At 44.0% G+C, this 18,803-nt stretch carries 12 protein-coding genes; 3 read left to right on the top strand and 9 right to left on the bottom strand.

Annotation, left to right across the window (positions count from 1 at the left end):
- Positions 1 to 429: 429 nt before the first annotated feature.
- The 4 genes from uvrA to AC1DIV_RS03250 all read right to left on the bottom strand — a co-directional run bounded on the left by uvrA (position 430) and on the right by AC1DIV_RS03250 (position 7,516).
- Positions 430 to 3,309 (bottom strand): excinuclease ABC subunit UvrA, encoded by a 2,880-nt coding sequence (uvrA, locus tag AC1DIV_RS03265; protein WP_048684084.1) that lies wholly within the window; start codon positions 3,307 to 3,309, stop codon positions 430 to 432.
- A gap of 6 nt (positions 3,310 to 3,315) precedes the next feature.
- Positions 3,316 to 5,301 carry an excinuclease ABC subunit UvrB gene (gene uvrB / locus AC1DIV_RS03260; RefSeq protein WP_048684098.1) on the bottom strand — a complete coding sequence of 662 codons (1,986 nt, stop codon included), beginning with the start codon at positions 5,299 to 5,301 and terminating at the stop codon, positions 3,316 to 3,318.
- A gap of 219 nt (positions 5,302 to 5,520) precedes the next feature.
- Positions 5,521 to 5,751, bottom strand: coding sequence for a CsbA family protein (locus AC1DIV_RS03255; protein WP_034309928.1), 231 nt, complete (start codon positions 5,749 to 5,751; stop codon positions 5,521 to 5,523).
- 187 nt (positions 5,752 to 5,938) lie between these two features.
- Positions 5,939 to 7,516 carry a catalase gene (locus AC1DIV_RS03250; protein WP_034309925.1) on the bottom strand — a complete coding sequence of 526 codons (1,578 nt, stop codon included), beginning with the start codon at positions 7,514 to 7,516 and terminating at the stop codon, positions 5,939 to 5,941.
- Between the two features lie 295 nt (positions 7,517 to 7,811).
- On the opposite strand from AC1DIV_RS03250, the gene AC1DIV_RS03245 reads away from it, so the two are divergent.
- Both AC1DIV_RS03245 and AC1DIV_RS03240 read left to right on the top strand, forming a co-directional pair.
- Entirely contained in the window at positions 7,812 to 10,001 is a 2,190-nt protein-coding gene (locus AC1DIV_RS03245) for an MMPL family transporter (RefSeq protein ID WP_340878611.1), read from the top strand.
- A gap of 435 nt (positions 10,002 to 10,436) precedes the next feature.
- On the top strand, positions 10,437 to 10,970 hold the full coding sequence (locus AC1DIV_RS03240) for a YceI family protein (RefSeq protein WP_048684074.1): 534 nt from the start codon (positions 10,437 to 10,439) through the stop codon (positions 10,968 to 10,970).
- 56 nt (positions 10,971 to 11,026) lie between these two features.
- Here the strand turns inward: AC1DIV_RS03240 and AC1DIV_RS03235 are convergent, their stop codons facing one another.
- Both AC1DIV_RS03235 and AC1DIV_RS03230 read right to left on the bottom strand, forming a co-directional pair.
- Complete coding sequence (locus tag AC1DIV_RS03235; RefSeq protein ID WP_072272260.1) at positions 11,027 to 12,082, bottom strand: FecCD family ABC transporter permease; 1,056 nt, start codon at positions 12,080 to 12,082, stop codon at positions 11,027 to 11,029.
- On the bottom strand, positions 12,079 to 13,083 hold the full coding sequence (locus tag AC1DIV_RS03230) for a FecCD family ABC transporter permease (RefSeq protein WP_251540537.1): 1,005 nt from the start codon (positions 13,081 to 13,083) through the stop codon (positions 12,079 to 12,081). The genes AC1DIV_RS03235 and AC1DIV_RS03230 overlap by 4 nt, the downstream gene beginning before the upstream one ends.
- Before the next feature lie 190 nt (positions 13,084 to 13,273).
- Here AC1DIV_RS03230 and AC1DIV_RS03225 point away from each other — a divergent pair, with 190 nt between their 5' ends.
- The gene (locus AC1DIV_RS03225) at positions 13,274 to 14,263 is read left to right on the top strand and encodes an ABC transporter substrate-binding protein (protein WP_161922094.1); all 990 of its coding nucleotides are present in this window, start codon (positions 13,274 to 13,276) and stop codon (positions 14,261 to 14,263) included.
- A gap of 67 nt (positions 14,264 to 14,330) precedes the next feature.
- Here AC1DIV_RS03225 and AC1DIV_RS03220 read toward each other — a convergent pair whose 3' ends face one another.
- From AC1DIV_RS03220 to AC1DIV_RS03210, 3 genes are all read right to left on the bottom strand, one after another.
- On the bottom strand, positions 14,331 to 15,524 hold the full coding sequence (locus AC1DIV_RS03220) for a PDZ domain-containing protein (protein WP_477575711.1): 1,194 nt from the start codon (positions 15,522 to 15,524) through the stop codon (positions 14,331 to 14,333).
- Between the two features lie 215 nt (positions 15,525 to 15,739).
- A complete protein-coding gene (locus AC1DIV_RS03215) occupies positions 15,740 to 17,164 on the bottom strand; it encodes a S41 family peptidase (protein ID WP_063595770.1) in 1,425 nt (474 codons plus the stop codon).
- Positions 17,165 to 17,306: 142 nt separating this feature from the next.
- On the bottom strand, positions 17,307 to 18,713 hold the full coding sequence (locus tag AC1DIV_RS03210; protein ID WP_477575709.1) for a murein hydrolase activator EnvC family protein: 1,407 nt from the start codon (positions 18,711 to 18,713) through the stop codon (positions 17,307 to 17,309).
- Positions 18,714 to 18,803: the final 90 nt, after the last annotated feature.

Raw genomic sequence — 18,803 nt, 5'->3', positions numbered from 1 at the left:
AACTTCAAATATTTTCTGAAGATCCATATAGCTGTGCTTTCCTTCAAGGTAAAGTCGTACAATGAATATTTTCTGTTCGGCAGAAAAATTAGCCATAAAAAACACCCCGTAAATGTTAGTTTGGTGTCTAACATTTACGGGGCAGTTCACAGTTCAAGTTTGCCTGCAGTTTTTATTTAAAAACGTTCCAATTGATTTCAGAAATCCGCTCCCCGCCGACTGTCTGCCAAGCATCCTCACCGCAAGCGGCTGTGGGGTATTGGCTAGCCAGTTATTCGGCAGGAGTGTGGCAAATTTCTTCAATCCAATAAGGATTACTGTAAAAAACCATTAAGGATAATCTAGTCTTGTTTTAAAATCATGGTTCGGCATTAGACCGTTCCGAACCCTTTTTGTCTAAAACCTTAACAAGCCTGATGGCTTGTTCTTTTAAGCATGTTCATGCTCTGTTTCTTTTTCTTCAATCCAATTTTCCATACGAATTTGATCACGGGTAAGTACAGGTTTTAAGTATTTTCCCGTATACGATTCAGAAACTTCACATATTTTTTCAGGTGTTCCATAAGTGACGATCGTACCGCCCTTATCTCCGCCTTCCGGTCCCAGGTCAATAATATGGTCCGCCGTCTTGATGACATCCAGATTATGCTCGATCACCAAAACTGTATCCCCATTGTCAACCAGCCGCTGCAGCACTTGGAGCAGCCTTGCTATATCGTGGACATGAAGTCCGGTCGTCGGTTCATCCAAGATATAAAATGAGCGCCCAGTGGAACGGCGATGCAATTCAGAAGCGAGTTTCACCCTTTGCGCTTCACCGCCTGATAAAGTCGTGGCAGGCTGTCCAAGCTTGATGTAACCCAAACCAACGTCATAAATCGTTTGTAGCTTCCGTTTGATTTTTGGGATATTTTCAAAGAAACTAACGCCTTCCTCGACTGTCATATCGAGAATGTCGGATATGTTTTTCCCTTTATATTTCACTTCAAGTGTTTCCCGGTTATAACGCTTACCATGACAGATTTCACATGGGACATAGACATCTGGGAGAAAATGCATTTCAATCTTGATAATGCCATCACCACGGCATGCTTCACAGCGGCCGCCCTTCACATTGAAACTGAACCTGCCTTTTTTATAACCGCGTATCTTCGCTTCATTAGTCGAGGCAAATACGTCACGAACATCATCGAATACACCCGTATAGGTAGCTGGATTCGATCGTGGGGTCCTGCCAATTGGTGATTGGTCAATATCAATGACCTTATCTAAATGCTCAACCCCCTTAATCTCGCGGAAATCGCCTGGTCTGGCTTTTGCCCGATTCAGCTTTTGAGCCAAAGATTTATGGAGGATCTCATTCACTAAAGTACTTTTCCCTGAACCGGAGACTCCTGTAACGGCTGTGAAGACCCCAAGCGGGAATTTGACATTAACGTTTTTCAGATTATTTTCCTTGGCACCTTTTATCTCAATGACACGGCCATCATTTTTCCGGCGTTCCAATGGCAATGGAATGAATTTCTTCCCTGCCAAATATTGACCCGTTAAGGATTTAGGATCATTCATGACCTCTTCCGGAGTACCAGCAGCCACTATTTCTCCTCCATGCGCTCCAGCACCTGGACCAACATCGATCAAATAGTCCGCAGCAATCATCGTATCTTCATCATGCTCGACAACAATCAGGGTGTTCCCGATTTCGCGCATATTCTTCAATGTTTCGATCAATCGATCGTTATCCCTCTGATGCAGCCCTATTGAAGGTTCATCCAAAATATAGAGGACTCCCGTCAAACGGGAACCGATCTGCGTCGCCAATCTTATACGCTGCGCTTCACCGCCGGATAATGTTCCCGCTGCCCTGCTCAACGTCAAATATTCCAAACCTACATTGGCCAGGAAACCGAGCCGCTCACGAATTTCACGTAAAATCAATCTCGCAATTGCCGCTTCCTTTTCAGTCAAATCAAGCTCATCGAAAAATACCAACGCATCTTCCACTGATAAAGCGGTCGTTTGACTTATATGGACCCCTTGAATGAGCACGGAAAGACTCTCTTTCTTCAAACGATGACCCTTACAGGTTGGACAGTGATGTTCTGACATGTATTTCTGCATTTGCTCACGGATATAGTCTGAACTCGTCTCCTTGAAGCGCCTTTCGATGTTTCTTAAAACTCCTTCAAAAGGAATATATCCTTCTTGCACTCTTCCAAAATCATTTTTATAACGGAAATATATCTTATCTTTACCTGAACCAAGCAAAACCTTATCCATCTTCTCTTCCGGTAAGTCTTTAACGGGCACATCCATATCTATTCCATAATGGTTGGCTACCGCTTCAAGGAGCTGAGGATAATATTGGGAACTCGTCGGCTCCCATGGCGCAATCGCATGTTGACGGAGGCTTAATTCGTTATTCGGGATGACGAGATCACGGTCCACCTCAAGCCTCGCCCCCAAGCCATCACAATCTGGGCAGGCCCCGAACGGGCTATTGAAGGAAAACATCCTCGGCTCTAACTCTTCAATCGAAAATCCGCAGTATGGACAAGCATGATGTTCACTGAAAAGCAGCTCTTCCTCACCCATTACGTCAATGATGACTTTGCCTTCGCCAAGCTGCAAAGCACTTTCCAATGAATCTGCAAGCCTGGCCATGATCCCCTCTTTAATGACGATCCGGTCAATGATGACTTCAATCGAATGTTTCTTGTTTTTTTCGAGAGTGATTTCCTCACTGAGATCATGCATTTCCCCGTTCACACGAATGCGGACATAACCTTGTTTCTTAACATCCTCCAAAACTTTCGCATGTGTCCCTTTTCTGCCTGAGACGAGCGGTGCCAATACCTGAAGCTTGGTTCTCTCAGGGTAATCAAGAATGCGGTCCACCATTTGTTCGATCGTTTGTGAGGTGATTTCAATATTATGGATCGGACAGGTCGGCCTGCCGACCCGTGCAAATAACAGCCTTAAATAATCATAGATTTCCGTAACAGTCCCTACGGTTGAACGAGGATTCCGACTGGTCGTTTTCTGGTCTATGGAAATGGCTGGTGACAAACCTTCGATCGCATCGACATCCGGTTTATCCACTTGGCCTAAGAATTGACGAGCATAAGCGGACAGTGATTCTACATAACGTCTTTGCCCTTCTGCATAAATCGTATCAAAAGCCAAGGAAGACTTTCCAGATCCGGATAATCCGGTCAGCACAACAAGTTTGTCTCTCGGTATCGTGATATCAATATTCTTTAAATTGTTGGCCCTGGCGCCTTTTATCACAATTTTATCCATTGCCATGTTTCGTCACCCTTCCGCTTTTAACTCTAGTAATAAATCACGCAGCTCGGCAGCTCGCTCGAAGTCCAGTGCCTTTGCCGCTTCCTTCATTTCTTTTTCCATGCTTGCCATCACTTTTAAACGCTCTTTTTTAGGGAGCTTCGCAAGGCTTGGTGCAAGATCTTCCTTATACTCTTCGCCTTCTTCGGCTACATGCGTCGCCCTTATGGAGTCACGGATATCCTTTTGAATGGTTTGAGGCATTATTCCATGCTCTTCATTATACTTCTCCTGGATTTCACGGCGCCGCCTCGTTTCATTGATGGCAAGTTCCATCGAATTCGTGATGCGGTCTGCATACATGATGACATGGCCGTTGGCATTACGGGCTGCACGGCCCATCGTTTGAATAAGCGAACGTTCCGAGCGAAGGAACCCTTCCTTATCGGCATCCAGAATGGTCACTAACGACACTTCCGGAATATCCAGGCCTTCCCGTAAAAGGTTGATTCCAACGAGTACATCATATTTGCCCATTCGGAGTTCCCGGATGATCTCTATCCTTTCCAGGGTCTTCACTTCCGAATGAAGATATTGGACCTTGATGCCGATTTCCTTTAAATAATCAGTTAAATCTTCAGACATCTTTTTCGTCAAGGTCGTTATGAGCACACGCTCGTTCTTTTTGACGCGCTCCTGTATTTCACCGATCAGGTCATCTATCTGCCCTTCAATCGGCCGCACTTCTACCGTCGGATCCAGCAATCCGGTAGGACGGATGATTTGCTGAACCATTTCTGGCGTATGTTCGAGTTCATATGGACCCGGAGTTGCCGAAACGAATATGGATTGATGGACCTTTTTTTCAAATTCTTCAAATCTTAGCGGGCGGTTATCTTTCGCAGACGGCAGACGGAAGCCATGGTCGACGAGCACTTGCTTCCGCGCCTGATCTCCATTGAACATTCCGCGGATTTGCGAAAGGGTTACATGTGATTCATCCACGACCAATAGGAAATCCTCTGGAAAGTAATCCATTAAAGTGTATGGTGTCGCACCTGAGGGACGAAGGGTTAAATGGCGGGAATAGTTCTCGATCCCAGAACAAAAGCCCATTTCCCGCATCATTTCCAAATCATAGCGGGTCCGCTGCTCCAAGCGCTGTGCTTCAAGGAGCTTTTCATCTTCCCTTAATTCCTTCAGTCTCTCTTCCAGTTCCGTTTCGATATTTTGAATGGCTATCCGCATTTTCTCTTCGCGGGTTACGAAGTGGGAAGCCGGGAAAATGGCGATATGTTCCCGTTCACCGGTAATTTCACCGGTCAGGGCATCGACTTCACGGATACGGTCAATCTCATCCCCGAAAAACTCGACCCGTACACAATGTTCATCACGAGAGGCCGGGAAAATTTCGACGACGTCGCCGCGAACGCGGAAGGTTCCCCGTTGGAAAGCAATATCATTCCTCTCATATTGAATATCCACGAGTCTGTGCAGCAAGGCATTCCGGTCTATTTCCATGCCTGTTCGGAGGGAAACGACCATCTCCCGGTACTCTTCAGGAGAACCGAGTCCATATATGCACGAAACACTGGCAATGATGATGACATCTTTCCTTTCGAACAAAGATGATGTGGCCGAGTGACGCAGTTTATCGATTTCATCATTGATGCTTGCATCTTTTTCGATGAATGTATCCGTGGATGGAACATAAGCCTCTGGCTGGTAGTAATCATAATAGCTAACGAAGTATTCGACGGCATTATTAGGGAAGAACTCTTTGAACTCACTGTAAAGCTGCCCTGCCAACGTTTTATTGTGGGCAATGACAAGAGTCGGTTTATTGATCTTTTGGATCACATTGGAAACGGTGAACGTTTTACCTGTACCCGTTGCCCCCAATAGCGTCTGCATTTCCTTGCCTTCCTTAATCCCTTCGACCAGCATTTCAATTGCTGCCGGCTGATCTCCTTGAGGAGAGTATTTTGAGACTAACTCAAACTTATCCTTCACCAAGCATGGCCTCCTATTGAAATATTTTTATATGAAAACGGGACATGCCTATATCCCTTCTATTTATTCCGGTTTAATAAAGCATATATACACATTCTACCACAATAGCCTTAAAACAAACCAGCAATAAGCGAACATCCATTCGTTTTTTGTTTTAATGAACTTCATGATGTGTTGAGGGGAATGACAAGTTTGAGTACAAAAAAAGCACCTTTGATGTCAGGCGCTCTTGGATGTACGTTTCATCATTCTTTTTGACAACCAAAATCCCACTGTCAGGGATAAGGCATCGACGATGATCAATAAGTTTGTATGCGTATAACCTTTATATGCGGAAGCTGTAATCAAGGCAACAGTTAAAACAAGGCCTACGACATTGTTATAGGTGACTCTTGAAAATAGCATGACAAGTAGACAAGGAAGGAAAAGGGCAGAAAGAATTTTAATCATTTTTTCATCTCCTTTATAAGAGAAAAATAGAGTAGTTTCAGTTTAAATGATTATGAAGTTTTTTGCCAATCAATTTCCTGCTTGATTTTCAAGGCATCCTCGGAAGAGTATCACACATCCATTAATTATGCCCATAAAAAAAAGAGGCAAACCCCTTTATAAGGAAGTTTGCTTCTTTTCAGTTCAATCAATATGGATCCGCTTCATGTCCTTTTCTAACGGCGTCCTCAGGGTTATCCGTCCCACCCAGTGGTTTTGAAGATTCCGTATGTTCAGAGGCCGCGGCCAGTCCCTCTTTCAACCTGCGGCCATACTCTTCATCGGCCTCTTCGGCAAGTGCTATCATTTTTTCCTGAATGCGCTTGTCGGCAGGAGCCAATGCCGCCACTAAATTGGAAATTAAATCGTCTTTTTCCCAATCCTCGAATTCCCGGAACGTTTCCCCGGCCTGTTTCGTATTGTTTTGGCGATCGATTGTCTCACGGACAAGTTTCCCTTCCACCATAGGTGTATACTCTTTGCCCGTTTGATTGGCTTCCTTCAAGCCGCCGACAGTGGATGGTTCGTAGTTGATGTGGGGGCTTTGGCTGCCTCTGCCAACTTCATATTGCATCTGTCCGCCAGTCTGATTCGTGGCAGTTCGTTTCTTTGGAGCATTGATCGGCAGTTGCAAATAATTCGCGCCAACACGGTGACGCTGTGTATCGGAATAAGAGAATGTACGTCCCTGTAACATCTTGTCATCAGAAAAATCCAGTCCATCCACTAGGACACCGGTACCGAATGCAGCCTGTTCGACTTCAGTGAAATAGTCTTCAGGGTTTTTATTCAATACCATCGTACCGACATGCAGCCATGGGAACTCATCTTTCGGCCAGATCTTCGTATCATCCAGCGGATCGAAATCCAACTCAGGATGATCATCATCACTCATGATCTGTACGTTGAGATCCCATTCAGGATAGTCCCCGCGTTCAATCGCTTCATATAGATCCTGTGTGGCATGATTGAAATTCGTAGCTTGAATTTCATTGGCCTCTTGCTGCGTCAGGTTCTTGATTCCTTGTTTCGGTTCCCAATGATACTTAACGAGCACTGCTTTCCCTTCCTCATTCACCCATTTATAAGTATTGACCCCTGATCCTTGCATCATGCGGTAGTTAGCTGGGATGCCCCATGGGGAAAACACAAAGGTAACCATATGGAATGTTTCAGGCGAACTCGAGCAAAAATCGAAAATCCTCCTGCCGTCCTGAATATTCGTGACCGGATCCGGTTTGAAGGCATGAATCAAATCCGGGAATTTCATGGCATCACGGATAAAGAAAATTTTCAGGTTATTGCCTACAAGATCCCAGTTTCCATCTTCCGTATAAAATTTAACGGCAAATCCCCTTGGGTCACGTAACGTTTCCGGGGACGTCCCTCCATGAATAACAGATGAAAATCTCACGAATACTGGGGTTTTTTTACCTTCTTCCTGAAAAACCTTCGCTCTCGTATATTTTGAAATCGGCTCGTCCCCCGCTTTACCGGTCGGAACGAAATAACCATGCGCACCTGCACCGCGGGCATGTACAACCCGTTCAGGGATGCGCTCCCTATCGAAGTGGCTGATCTTTTCCAAAAAATCATAGTTCTCAAGTGTACTAGGACCTCTGTTCCCTACAGTTCTCAGACTCTGGTTATTCGTTACCGGGTGTCCTTGCCTGTTCGTTAATGTTTCATTCGTTTCATCATTTGTTTTTTTGGATTTATCAGACAAAAAAAATCCCTCCTTTGTTAATAAAAGCCACAATACTACTATACTTTCCCCCATTCCCTATATTTAACTCTTCAATTTTCAAAATTTAATTGAAATTAAGTAAATAAGTACTTTTCCCCTATATCTCGATGAGCCTATTTTCATGCCATTAACGACTTGAAGCATTTAGCAGATGGAGTGAGCATACCCATTTTTGTATAAGTCAACATCACACAACTATAATGAAATGAGGATAAAAAATTTTAAAAGAGGGGTGCCTTCATTGGACGAATCAATAATAGGAAGACTTGGCAGGATGATGACCGGAAAAACCAGTCGTTGGGTTGTCATTGCCGCATGGATAATTGCAGCAATCGCATTAACCTTTACATTGCCTGCCGTTAATGATCGAACAGCAAATAATGCCTCAGACTTGCCTGAAGACTCGCCTTCTGTCGTGGCTGATGAACTTATTAAAGGAGAGTTTCCAAATTCCTCTGGAATACCTGCCCTGCTTACATGGCATCGGGAAGGTGGACTGACAGAGGCCGACTTGGCTGAAATCCAGTATCTTTCCAAGGAACTGACAGATAATCCATTAACACAGCAATCTTTTTTACCGCCGCTACATGAAATTCCGTTGCCCGCTCTTCAAGGATCGGTTTCAGAAGATGGAACGACTTTGGTACAGCCGCTTTTCTTTAAAGAAAAGACCGAGACTGCAATTCTTGAAAAAAATATTGAAAGCATTAATGAAGCAGTAACGGAACGCATTGGAACTGACCCATTCAAGGTCCCGACGGATTCAGATGAATTATCCCTTCGAGTGACAGGCCCTGTAGGGATATCAGTCGATGCAACGGGTTTATTTTCAGGTGCTGATTTCAAATTGCTTTTAGCGACAGTAATACTTGTGCTTGTCGTATTATTACTCATTTACCGCTCTCCGCTTTTAGCCATAATTCCTTTAATCGGAGTAGGCTTCGCCTATATTGTCACAAGCCCGATCCTTGGCTTCATGGCAGATCATGGTTGGATTACAGTCGATTCACAGGCCATTTCAATCATGACCGTATTATTATTCGGTGCCGGAACGGATTATTGTCTATTTTTAATTTCTCACTATAGAAGTGAATTAAGGAATCATGAAAGCAAACGGAAAGCCATGATCGCCGCATTTAAAGATTCATCAGGCGCCATTGCGATGAGCGGGCTAACGATCGTCATCTCCCTGCTAACATTGCTTGTAGCCAAATACGGAGCCTACCACCGTTTCGCTGTACCATTCAGCTTGTCGATTTTAATCATGATGCTGGCAGCTTTAACACTTGTACCGGCATTGCTTTCTGTATTCGGAAGGGCTTCCTTCTTCCCAATCGTCCCGCGTACACCTGAAATGGAAGAAGCACGGGCCAAGAAAAAGGGAAAAGCCGTCAAAAAGCATAAAGAAGGCCGCATCGGTAACTGGATTGGTCATATCGTCACAACCAAGCCATGGACGGTCATTCTTACATGCCTGATCATCTTCAGTGTTTTAGCTGGATATTCTTCACAAATAAAATATTCATATGATATTCTCTCTTCCTTCCCTGAAGATATGAACTCCCGTGAAGGCTATTCTGTCATTTCCGACTCGTACTCACCGGGCGAACTGGCACCGGCGACAGTGGTTGTCGATACGGATGGTGAAGAAATTGATTTAGCACCGGCATTAAAAGGGATGGATATTGTTGAAACTGTTGCCGATCCAGTCACAAGTAAATCGAATAAAGATCTGCAATCCTATGAGGTCACATTCAACATCAACCCATATGATATCGAGGCCATAGATTCCATTCCGGAAATCCGCACAATGGCGGAGAAAGAATTGAAGGCCGCCAATATATCTTCCGTTGATGAAAAGGTTTGGGTTGGCGGGCAGACAGCGACTCAATTCGATAAAAGGGATACCGTCAAATCCGATGAATTCATGATCATCCCGATCATCATCGTCCTGATTTCCTTGCTCCTTTTAGCCTACTTGCGATCTGTGACAGCCATGGTGTATTTAATGGGGACAGTCATTCTCTCATTCTTTGCAGCTATGGGGTTAGGTTGGATTATCCTGCACTATTTCATGGGTGTCGATGCGATAGAGGGGACAATTCCACTTTATTCATTCGTATTCCTTGTCGCACTTGGAGAAGATTATAACATTTTCATGGTTTCAAGCATTTGGCGTAAGAAAGAAACGATGCCAATCAAGCAGGCCATCAGAAAGGGCGTTGCCGAAACTAGCGGTGTCATCACCTCCGCCGGAATAATCTTGGCAGCCACTTTTTCCGTTCTAGCCACACTTCCGATTCAAGTATTGGTCCAATTCGGGCTCATTACCGCCCTTGGTGTGTTAATGGACACATTCATTGTGCGCCCGTTCCTTGTTCCTGCAATCACCTCCCTCCTTGGCCGCCGTGCTTTTTGGCCGGGGAAAGTGACCAATCAAGAAGAGAAAGAACAGGCCGATTAATAAAGATGTCCGCTTTACCCTTCTTCATTAAAAACCCTGTGCCCCATAAATGCATAGGGTTTGAGTTTGTAGACAAAAGGGTTTTTACCTAAAATTTCAAAACAAAGCCGATTGTAACGGAAGGTGCGAGACTCCTGAGGGAAAAGCACGCCGAGGAGGCTTCCGGACCACCCGCGGAAAGCGAGTGCCTGGAGTTGAAATCATCATTCGAGTTTTATAAACCTTCATAAAAATTGAGACAAACTTGATTTTCATCGAGTTTGTCTACAGTCTGAAGACCCTGTGCCCCATAAATGCACAGGGTTTTTCATCTTTTCAAAATTTAGGAAAACTTTCAGTTGACACTATTGCTTTCAGCTCTTATAATTACATTAAGTTAAGATATCTCAAATTAAAGATATATAAATTCAAGATTAATAATCAGGAGGAATAAATATGACAAATACAAAATGGATAGTCGACCCGACTCACAGCGCTATTGAATTTTCCGTAAAACATATGATGATCGCTAAAGTAAAAGGAAGTTTTAATAAGTTCGAGGCAAGCATTCTAGCAAACCCATCGGATTTAACGACTGCAGAAATCGATTTTACCGTTGATGTGGCGAGTATCGACACACGCAATGCAGACAGGGACAATCACTTGCGTTCCGCTGACTTCTTTGATGTAGAAAAAAACCCTACATTAACATTCAAATCAACAAAAATCGTGAAAACGGATGAAGATGAATACGATGTAACTGGAAATGTGACTCTTAACGGAGTCACACAAGAAGAAACTTTCAACATCACCTTTGAAGGCCAAGGGAAAGATCCATGGGGAAATGAAAAAGCAGGCTTCAGCGGAAAAGGGAAAGTCAAACGCAGTGATTACGGTCTAACATATAATGCGGCATTAGAAACAGGCGGCGTACTGATCGGCGATCAAATCACGCTTACCATCGAAATTGAAGCAGCTAAAGAAGCTTAAAGAAATAAAGAAGCAGCCATACCTAGGATGGCTGCTTTTTTTTGCATGTACCGGAATTACGAATTCCTCGTTTTATATAGTAAATAAATGAAGTATGGTGCCCCGATGCTCGCTGTGAAGACACCAGCCGGTATTTCCAAAGGTGAGAACAAGGTCCGTCCAATCAAATCCGCCACCATAACCAGGATGCCGCCAAGCAAAGCCGAGGTAGGCAGTAACACTCCAAAACTAGAACCAACCAGCCTTCTGGCCATGTGCGGTGCCATTAATCCCACAAATCCTATTCCCCCAGCAAAAGCTGTGGAACCGCCAATCAAGGCCGTACTGATCATCAATAATGTAAACCGCTGTTTTTGGACATGTCCCCCAAGCCCCGTTGCCAGGTCATCCCCCAGCTCCTGTAAATTAATATTTCTGGCATACAGGAAGGCGATTAACAGGAATAAAATCGTCCATGGTGCCAGTACAGCGATATTATTCCAGGTGGAGGTGGACACTGACCCGGTGATCCAAAGGTTTGCCTGGCTCGCTTGATAGACGGGGCCAAGAATCATCATCATCGTAGTGAGCGCCTTCATTAAAGCCATCACCCCAATCCCGATCAACACAAGCCTAATCGGGGGAACCCCATTTTTCCAGGCTAATGAATAAACAAGTAAGGCCACGACTGTCGCCCCAATGAAGGCAGCTAACGGCAGCCAATTGATGCTCACCGTTAATGAATGGTTCTTATCGCTAAAAATGGCCAAGAATCCAACGACCGCTACAGTCGCTCCTCCCGTAATCCCCAAGATATCAGGTGAAGCAAGTGGATTTCGAATCATCCCTTGAAGGATTCCACCAGCTACAGCAAGGCCCATCCCTACCAACAGGGCAACAATTATTCTAGGCAGGCGGAAAGATTGGATAATAAGCCGGTCGCTCTCCGTCCCCCCTCCGATAAAGACCTGGAGAACACTTAGCGGATTTATATTCATTTCACCCACTCCAGTACTGATCACAAACACTAGTGAAGTGACTAAAAATAATATGAAAATCACGATCATGGCTTTTTTATCGATCAAGAATGATATTTTTTCATTAAACAAACGAAAGCTCTTATATGACTTCATCGACCGCTGAACCCCTTTCTAGCTATATAAATAAAGAATGGGGTCCCGATAATGGCTGTCATGACTCCAACCGGAACTTCTCGAGGCATCAGGATATACCTGGATATGACATCGGCTGCAATCAAAAGCACCGCCCCGAAAAGTCCAGAGAAGGGAATCAACCAGCGATGATCGATGCCTACTATAGAACGGGTAAGATGCGGAACGACGATTCCTATAAAGCCAATCGGACCCGCAACCGCTACTGATCCGCCAGCAAGCAGGATGATTGCCAGCCCCAGGACCAGTTTAAGGAATGCTATATTCAGTCCAAGACCTTTTGCAACATCTTCACCCATGGATAACACATTCATTTTACCGGACATGATCAAGGCAAGGCCCCAGCCTGCGACAAGATAAGGCAGGACGGCAACTAAATTGTCCAGGCTTCTACCGGAAACGGACCCGGCAAGCCAGAATAGGACTTGCTCTAAAAGAGCCTCATTAGAAACAAGAAGACCTTGTGTAAGGGAAGCTACCATCGCTGTCATGGCTGCACCGGCCAATGTCAGCTTCATCGGTGTCAAGCCGCCGCGTCCCATGCTTCCAATCAAATATATGCTTATCGCTGCTATGGCAGCCCCTAGGAATGACAGCCATGTGAATACTTGAAGATTGCTTATCCCAAAAACGGTGACACCTGTGACCACCGCTAATCCCGCCCCGGCATTGACCCCGAATATATCAGGGGAGGCGAGCGGGTTTTTAGTTAGCGTTTGCATCAAAACCCCCGAGATGGCTAAACTTGCACCGATGGCCGAAGCGATCAGGGCACGCGGAAGTCTGACTGATTGAATGACAATGTGTTCATTCGTCCCATTGAAATCGGTAAAAGCATTGATGGCCATTTTCCATGTTGTATCCGTATAACCGTATACAATGCTTGAGCACAGTAAAAACAGCAGCAAAAGAATGGTAATGAACAGCCCCATCCATTTCTGCCATGAATTTTTTAATAACATATCCAGTTACCTTTCCAATCACGTTTGTATATCAGTATTTAATTCAATTGTACTGGCGTTAACAGGATTATGTCAACGAATTTGAGAATCATTTTCAATTATATATTGACAGAAAAGTATATTCATTTTATGATGATGCTGGTAAGTGCGAATGATTATCATTTGCTGACAAATTGGGAGGGATACATAGATGTTTAGATTTAAGTCTTTATTAACGATTTTTACAATATTTGCAGTCTTCCTTTTAGCAGCTTGCGGGAATTCGGATGAAAAGGCCGATGGAAATAAAGCTGAAGACAAGAAAGATGAGAAAAGCTACAAAGTTGAGCATGCCATGGGCACTGCCGAGTTGAAAGAAACGCCTAAAAGAGTCGTCGTTTTAACAAATGAAGGTACTGAAGCATTGATCGCTTTAGGAATTAAACCTGTTGGTGCCGTTCAATCATGGCTTGGTGACCCTTGGTACGACCATATTAAAGATGATATGGATGGGGTCGAAGTTGTTGGTGTTGAACATGAAGTTAATTTAGAGAAAATCGCATCACTGAAGCCTGACTTGATTATCGGAAGCAAGATACGCCAAGAAGCTGTTTATGATAAATTAAATGCAATCGCCCCTACCGTTTTCTCGGAAACGCTAAGAGGAGATTGGAAAGAAAACTTTAAACTATATGCAAAAGCCTTGAACCTTGAAGAAAAAGGTAACGATGTAATTGCGGAATTCGATAAAAACACTGAAGATCTTAAAGCTAAATTGGGTGATAAAGTAAATCAAGAAGTTTCCATTGTTCGTTTCATGGCTGGAACTACTCGTATTTATTACACAGATTCATTCTCTGGAGTGATTTTCGATCAATTAGGATTTAAACGTGCAGAACAACAGAAGGAACTTTTCACTGCAGATAATAAATTAGGCAACCTTGCCATTGAGGTTGGAAAAGAAGTCATCCCTAAAATGGATGGAGATATTCTCTTCTACTTCACTTACGCTCCTGAAGGCGACAAACAAGCCCTAAGCACAGCAAAAGAATGGACGAATGATCCACTTTGGAAAAACCTTGATGCAGTCAAAAACGGAAATGCCCATGAGGTTAGCGACGCAACATGGAATACAGCTGGCGGAGTAATTGCAGCCAATAAAATGCTGGAAGATATAGAAAAAATCATGCTTGAAAAGTAATAACACGTTTCCATTGAAAAAGGCCTTTCCCGATATAATTCGAGAAAGGCCTTTTTATTTTATGTCATTAACCCACTTGTCCGCTTTCCTTCAATTGATCGTCAACGAACAAGAGGCCCAGTTCGTAATGCTCCCCGTCAAATAGAGCTCTTTGCACAAAACGAATCTGTTCATTATTATCGATGACCTCGAGCTTGCAATGTGCCCGGTTTATTTGTAGCGCCCTGTATAACTCTTCTTCTTCCCTGACGACGACCCCATTTATTTTCGAAATGACCTCGCCTTTTTGCAACCCCATTTTATCTGCCGGAGATTGAGGGATAACGCCTAAGATCTGGACACCCAGCTTACTTTTCGAAAAATAAAAAGGAAGCTTTTGATCCATTGCCTTTTGGGAATGATGCAGGAATTCACGGCCAAGGATTGCCAAAACAACCGTTATGATTGCCAATGGAGGGTACCAGTAACCAACTGTCGCCAATACCGTAATCACAATTCCCAATGCCCCTACCTTTTTGCCTTGCGCCTTAATGGCCAGTTCAGGGAGCGTCCCATGAACTTTTTGCTTAAAGCCGATTAAAATGGGCAGTACGATCGGCGACAGGGACATGTCCCCTATTGTAAAAACCGGATACCATTCGAAAGGCGCTGGAAGTTGTCCTCCAGGAATCATAACGAACATGGGAATTAGCCAGACTCGCTGTGAAACATACACACCTATCGGCTGCCCCCTCTTGGATACCTCCAAGTGAGGAGAGACCTTTTTACTTCCATTAGCAACAATCAAAAACCCTTCAGCAATCAGTAATAACCCCATTAAAATAACAAGTGTCGGATAAACGGACCGATCCAGTTGATTAAGGGCATCCTGAAATAACGTCAGCTCGATATCTCTATCATATAAAAAGAACAGGATAAAGAATGTGAGCCCCATTGTATAAACGGGGGAAACAAACCTCTTTTTCATGGATAGCATCGCCAATACCGTTACCACTGCCATGATGGGCATTGCCGCCAATGGAATGGCGAGTCCGGTAGCCAGCGTGAGGAAGGAAAGGATCAATCCCCCTATCAATCCTTGAGGCAGCATGGAACGCAACTCCATGGAAAAACTGTAGATCTTCGTAGTAAAATCATGTCGTTCCTGTTTAACGCGAAGATAGCCGATGAATAAGCAATAGGCAATCGAAACATAAAGCAAAGGGTGAAGGAAAAGTTTCCCTAATCCCATTAAGCATGCAATCAGCCAATCCGTTGTCAATTTCTTTCCACCATCCTCAAAAGTAATCAAAATTTTGTCAAATTTCGTTCTGGTCAGTTACCTCCTATTCTATCAAAAATGTAGCCTCCATGCCTATTAAGATGCAGAAAAAGTAGGTTTATCTCAAGTTCCCCCTATACTGCCTTCAAGTTAGCAGGCAAGGAACGATTAAATGCAAAAGAGGCACCGCTCCAAGGGGAACGATGCCATCAAGTTTACTTCACTAAATAATTCAAAGCCGTGCGTAACTGGATATCATTATCTTCATCCTGGATCTTTTCCAGAATGGCGGATTCCAGATGCGCTGCGGTTTTAGCATCCAGCTTACCGGTCACTTCCAGGCCGAATTGTTTTTGGAATGCCTTTACTGCGATTTCTGTACTCCAATCATAATATCCATCCTCACGACCCGGCTCAAATCCGAGTCCTTTCAGAATGCTTTGGGCATACTGGATTTGTTCATCATTCATATCCCGCTCCAACACCTTCTCAATGGCCAGCTGATGGGCATCAAAATACTCAGGTTGTTTGACTTTGATCGTCGGTTCGATCCCTTTTTTGTGGATCCAGTTCCCTGATGGAGTCAGCCACTTATATAACGTAAGTTTAATCTTACTGCCATCACCCATTGGTACAGCTTGCTGTACTGTGCCTTTCCCGAAAGTCTTCTCGCCAACCAATGGATAGCCTCCCGCCTCTTGCATGGCGCCAGCCAGGATTTCCGAGGCTGAGGCGCTGCCTTTATCCGTCAAGACGGCAATGGGATAACTTTTCGCTTTCTTAAGGCTTGTGAAAAACGATTGTGTTTCCCCCGTTCTTTCTGCAATTTGCAAATAGGGCTTGTCTTTTGTGATGAACTCGCCAAGAATCGTTTCCACACTGGAAAGAAGGCCGCCTGGATTGCCGCGTACATCTATGACCAAGCCCTTAATTCCCGTCTTTTCCAGCTTCTTCATCTGCTTTTTGAAATCACTTGCAGTATTTTCCGAGAATGTGGTCAACTCGATATAACCGATTTGTTCTCCGCCGACTTCCTTAATTGATGAAAATACGGTATCCAATGGAATTTCGGCACGCACCATATTGAATTCAAGTGGATTATCAATCCCTGCCCGCTTTATTTCCATTTTGACGGGTGACCCTTTTTCGCCGCGGATTTTCAGGCGTGTTTCATACAGATCCAACCCTTCTACACTTTCACCATTCACCTTGAGGATTTGATCTTTCGGCTTTAATCCAGCTTTTTCAGCAGGCGAGTCTTTGTAAGGAGAAACAATTATAACCTTACCATCTTCCATTCCGATTTCAGTCCCGATCCCTTCAAAAGAGGAGTCCAGGGTTTCATTGAATTGCTTAGCGGTCTCCTTGTCCATATATACGGAATAAGGATCTTTCAGCGCTGACAGCATGCCTTGGATGGCTCCCTCCACCAGGTTGGAGCCGTCCACCTGTTCTACATACTGACTTACGATCAAGCCGTAAGCTTGTTCCACTTTTGCCCATTCCTTATCCTTCGATATTTCTTGGCTTTCATCCTTTGCTTCATTCTTGGCCGGAAGGCTTGTCCAATATATGCCCCCGACTGCTCCAATGGCAAGTGACATGATGATTACTAGAGGAAGTACCCATTTTTTGACCATATTTATCCCCATTTCTGACCTGATATGTAATTCACTATATGATGGTAATGGAAAGAATATGCTTATAGAAAATGATGACACCTACATAAAAAAACAGACCAGGAATTTATCCTGGTCTGTTTTTCTTTTGATATATTGGGTATTAATTTGGTATATAGTTTAATGGATTAACAGCATTTGACTTGCTATAATTCCATGCACCTTTATGTAGCTCAAAGTGTAAATGCTGACCATATGAACGTCCTGTATTCCCCATGATGCCAATTTGTTGACCTTTGGCGACTACAGCACCTTCGCTCGCTAGTCTGGAGTTCATATGTGCATATACCGTAGTCCATTGCTGACCGCCGATTGAATGGGTAACGAAGATGACGTTACCGTATGAACTTGAGAAGTAAGAACGGCTTACGACTCCGTCGGCTGCAGCTACAATTGGAACCGTTCCGCTAGCAGCGATATCGATGCCGGCATGCTGTTTATTCCAACGTTCACCCATTGTTGAAGATACATATCCTGCACTAGGTCTAGTGAAAGTACCCGATGATACGGCTGGCGCTTGACTTACATTAGACGAAGCCGGTGAAGATGATGATGAACTGTTTCTTTTTGCACTATATCCTGAAGAAGTGGATTGTTTTTTTGATTCAGATGCTTGTGATGCAGCTTGTGATGCAGCTTGTGATGCTGCTTGTGCAGCCGCTTGTGCCGCTTCTTGCTCTGCACGTTTTTTCGCTTCGGCTGCCGCTTTTTTACGAGCTGCTTCCAATTCGGCAAGACGTTGATGTTCTAAGCTGATGGCTGATTTGATGGCTTTTTCTTGAGCAGCAAGATTCGCTTTTTCTTCCTCTAGACCCATCTTCTCATCTTCATGCCTTTCAGTTTGTTGCTTTAATTTTTTAACCAATGCATCCTTTTCTTGCTTCTGCTGTTTTTGTTGCTTTTGAATTTCCAATAGTTCGGCTTTCGCCACTTCTAAACTGGCAAGCTTCGTTTCAACAGCTTTTTGCTTTTCTTCCAGATCCTTTTTATCCAGCTCATGCTCCTTTAAAATATCGCGGTCGGCTTCAGCGATTGTCGCTACAGCTCCGACACGGTCAACTAAATCCCCAAAACTGGATGATCCGAATAATACTTCAAGGTAGTTCACGTCCCCGCCAGTCTCCTGGAAAGAAAGTGCCCTTTCCTTCAATACTTCATTACGTTTGGCGATCCGCTCTTTTAATACTTTAATCTCTTCTTTCAATGCTTCGATTTCTTTTTTCGTTTGTGTAATTTCAGCATTTTTAGCATCGATTTTTTTTGCGGACTCTGCGATTTTCGCTTCAATGGCAGCGATTTGGTCTTCTGCTGTCATTTGCTTATCCTGCAGGCTATCGATTTTCTTTTCCGTATCGGAAATATTCGATTCAACACCTGAACGTTTCTCCTGGATGGATTCTTTCTGTTTTTCTAAATCCGAAATAGACTCAGCATAAACCGAAGGTGCCGCTAGAATGCTTCCCAACCCGATCATGATGGAGGCATTCATGGCAATGATATTTTTTTTCACGTTTCATTTCCCCTTTCAACCCGTTACATCCTTGCCTTGTAACGTCTCTCTATTTATGTCTGGCTACTTTTGGCTTTCGAGTAAAGATAC

This window comes from Peribacillus sp. 05N428 (genome assembly GCF_056397085.1).
This window is presented reverse-complemented; position numbering and strand designations above follow the sequence as displayed.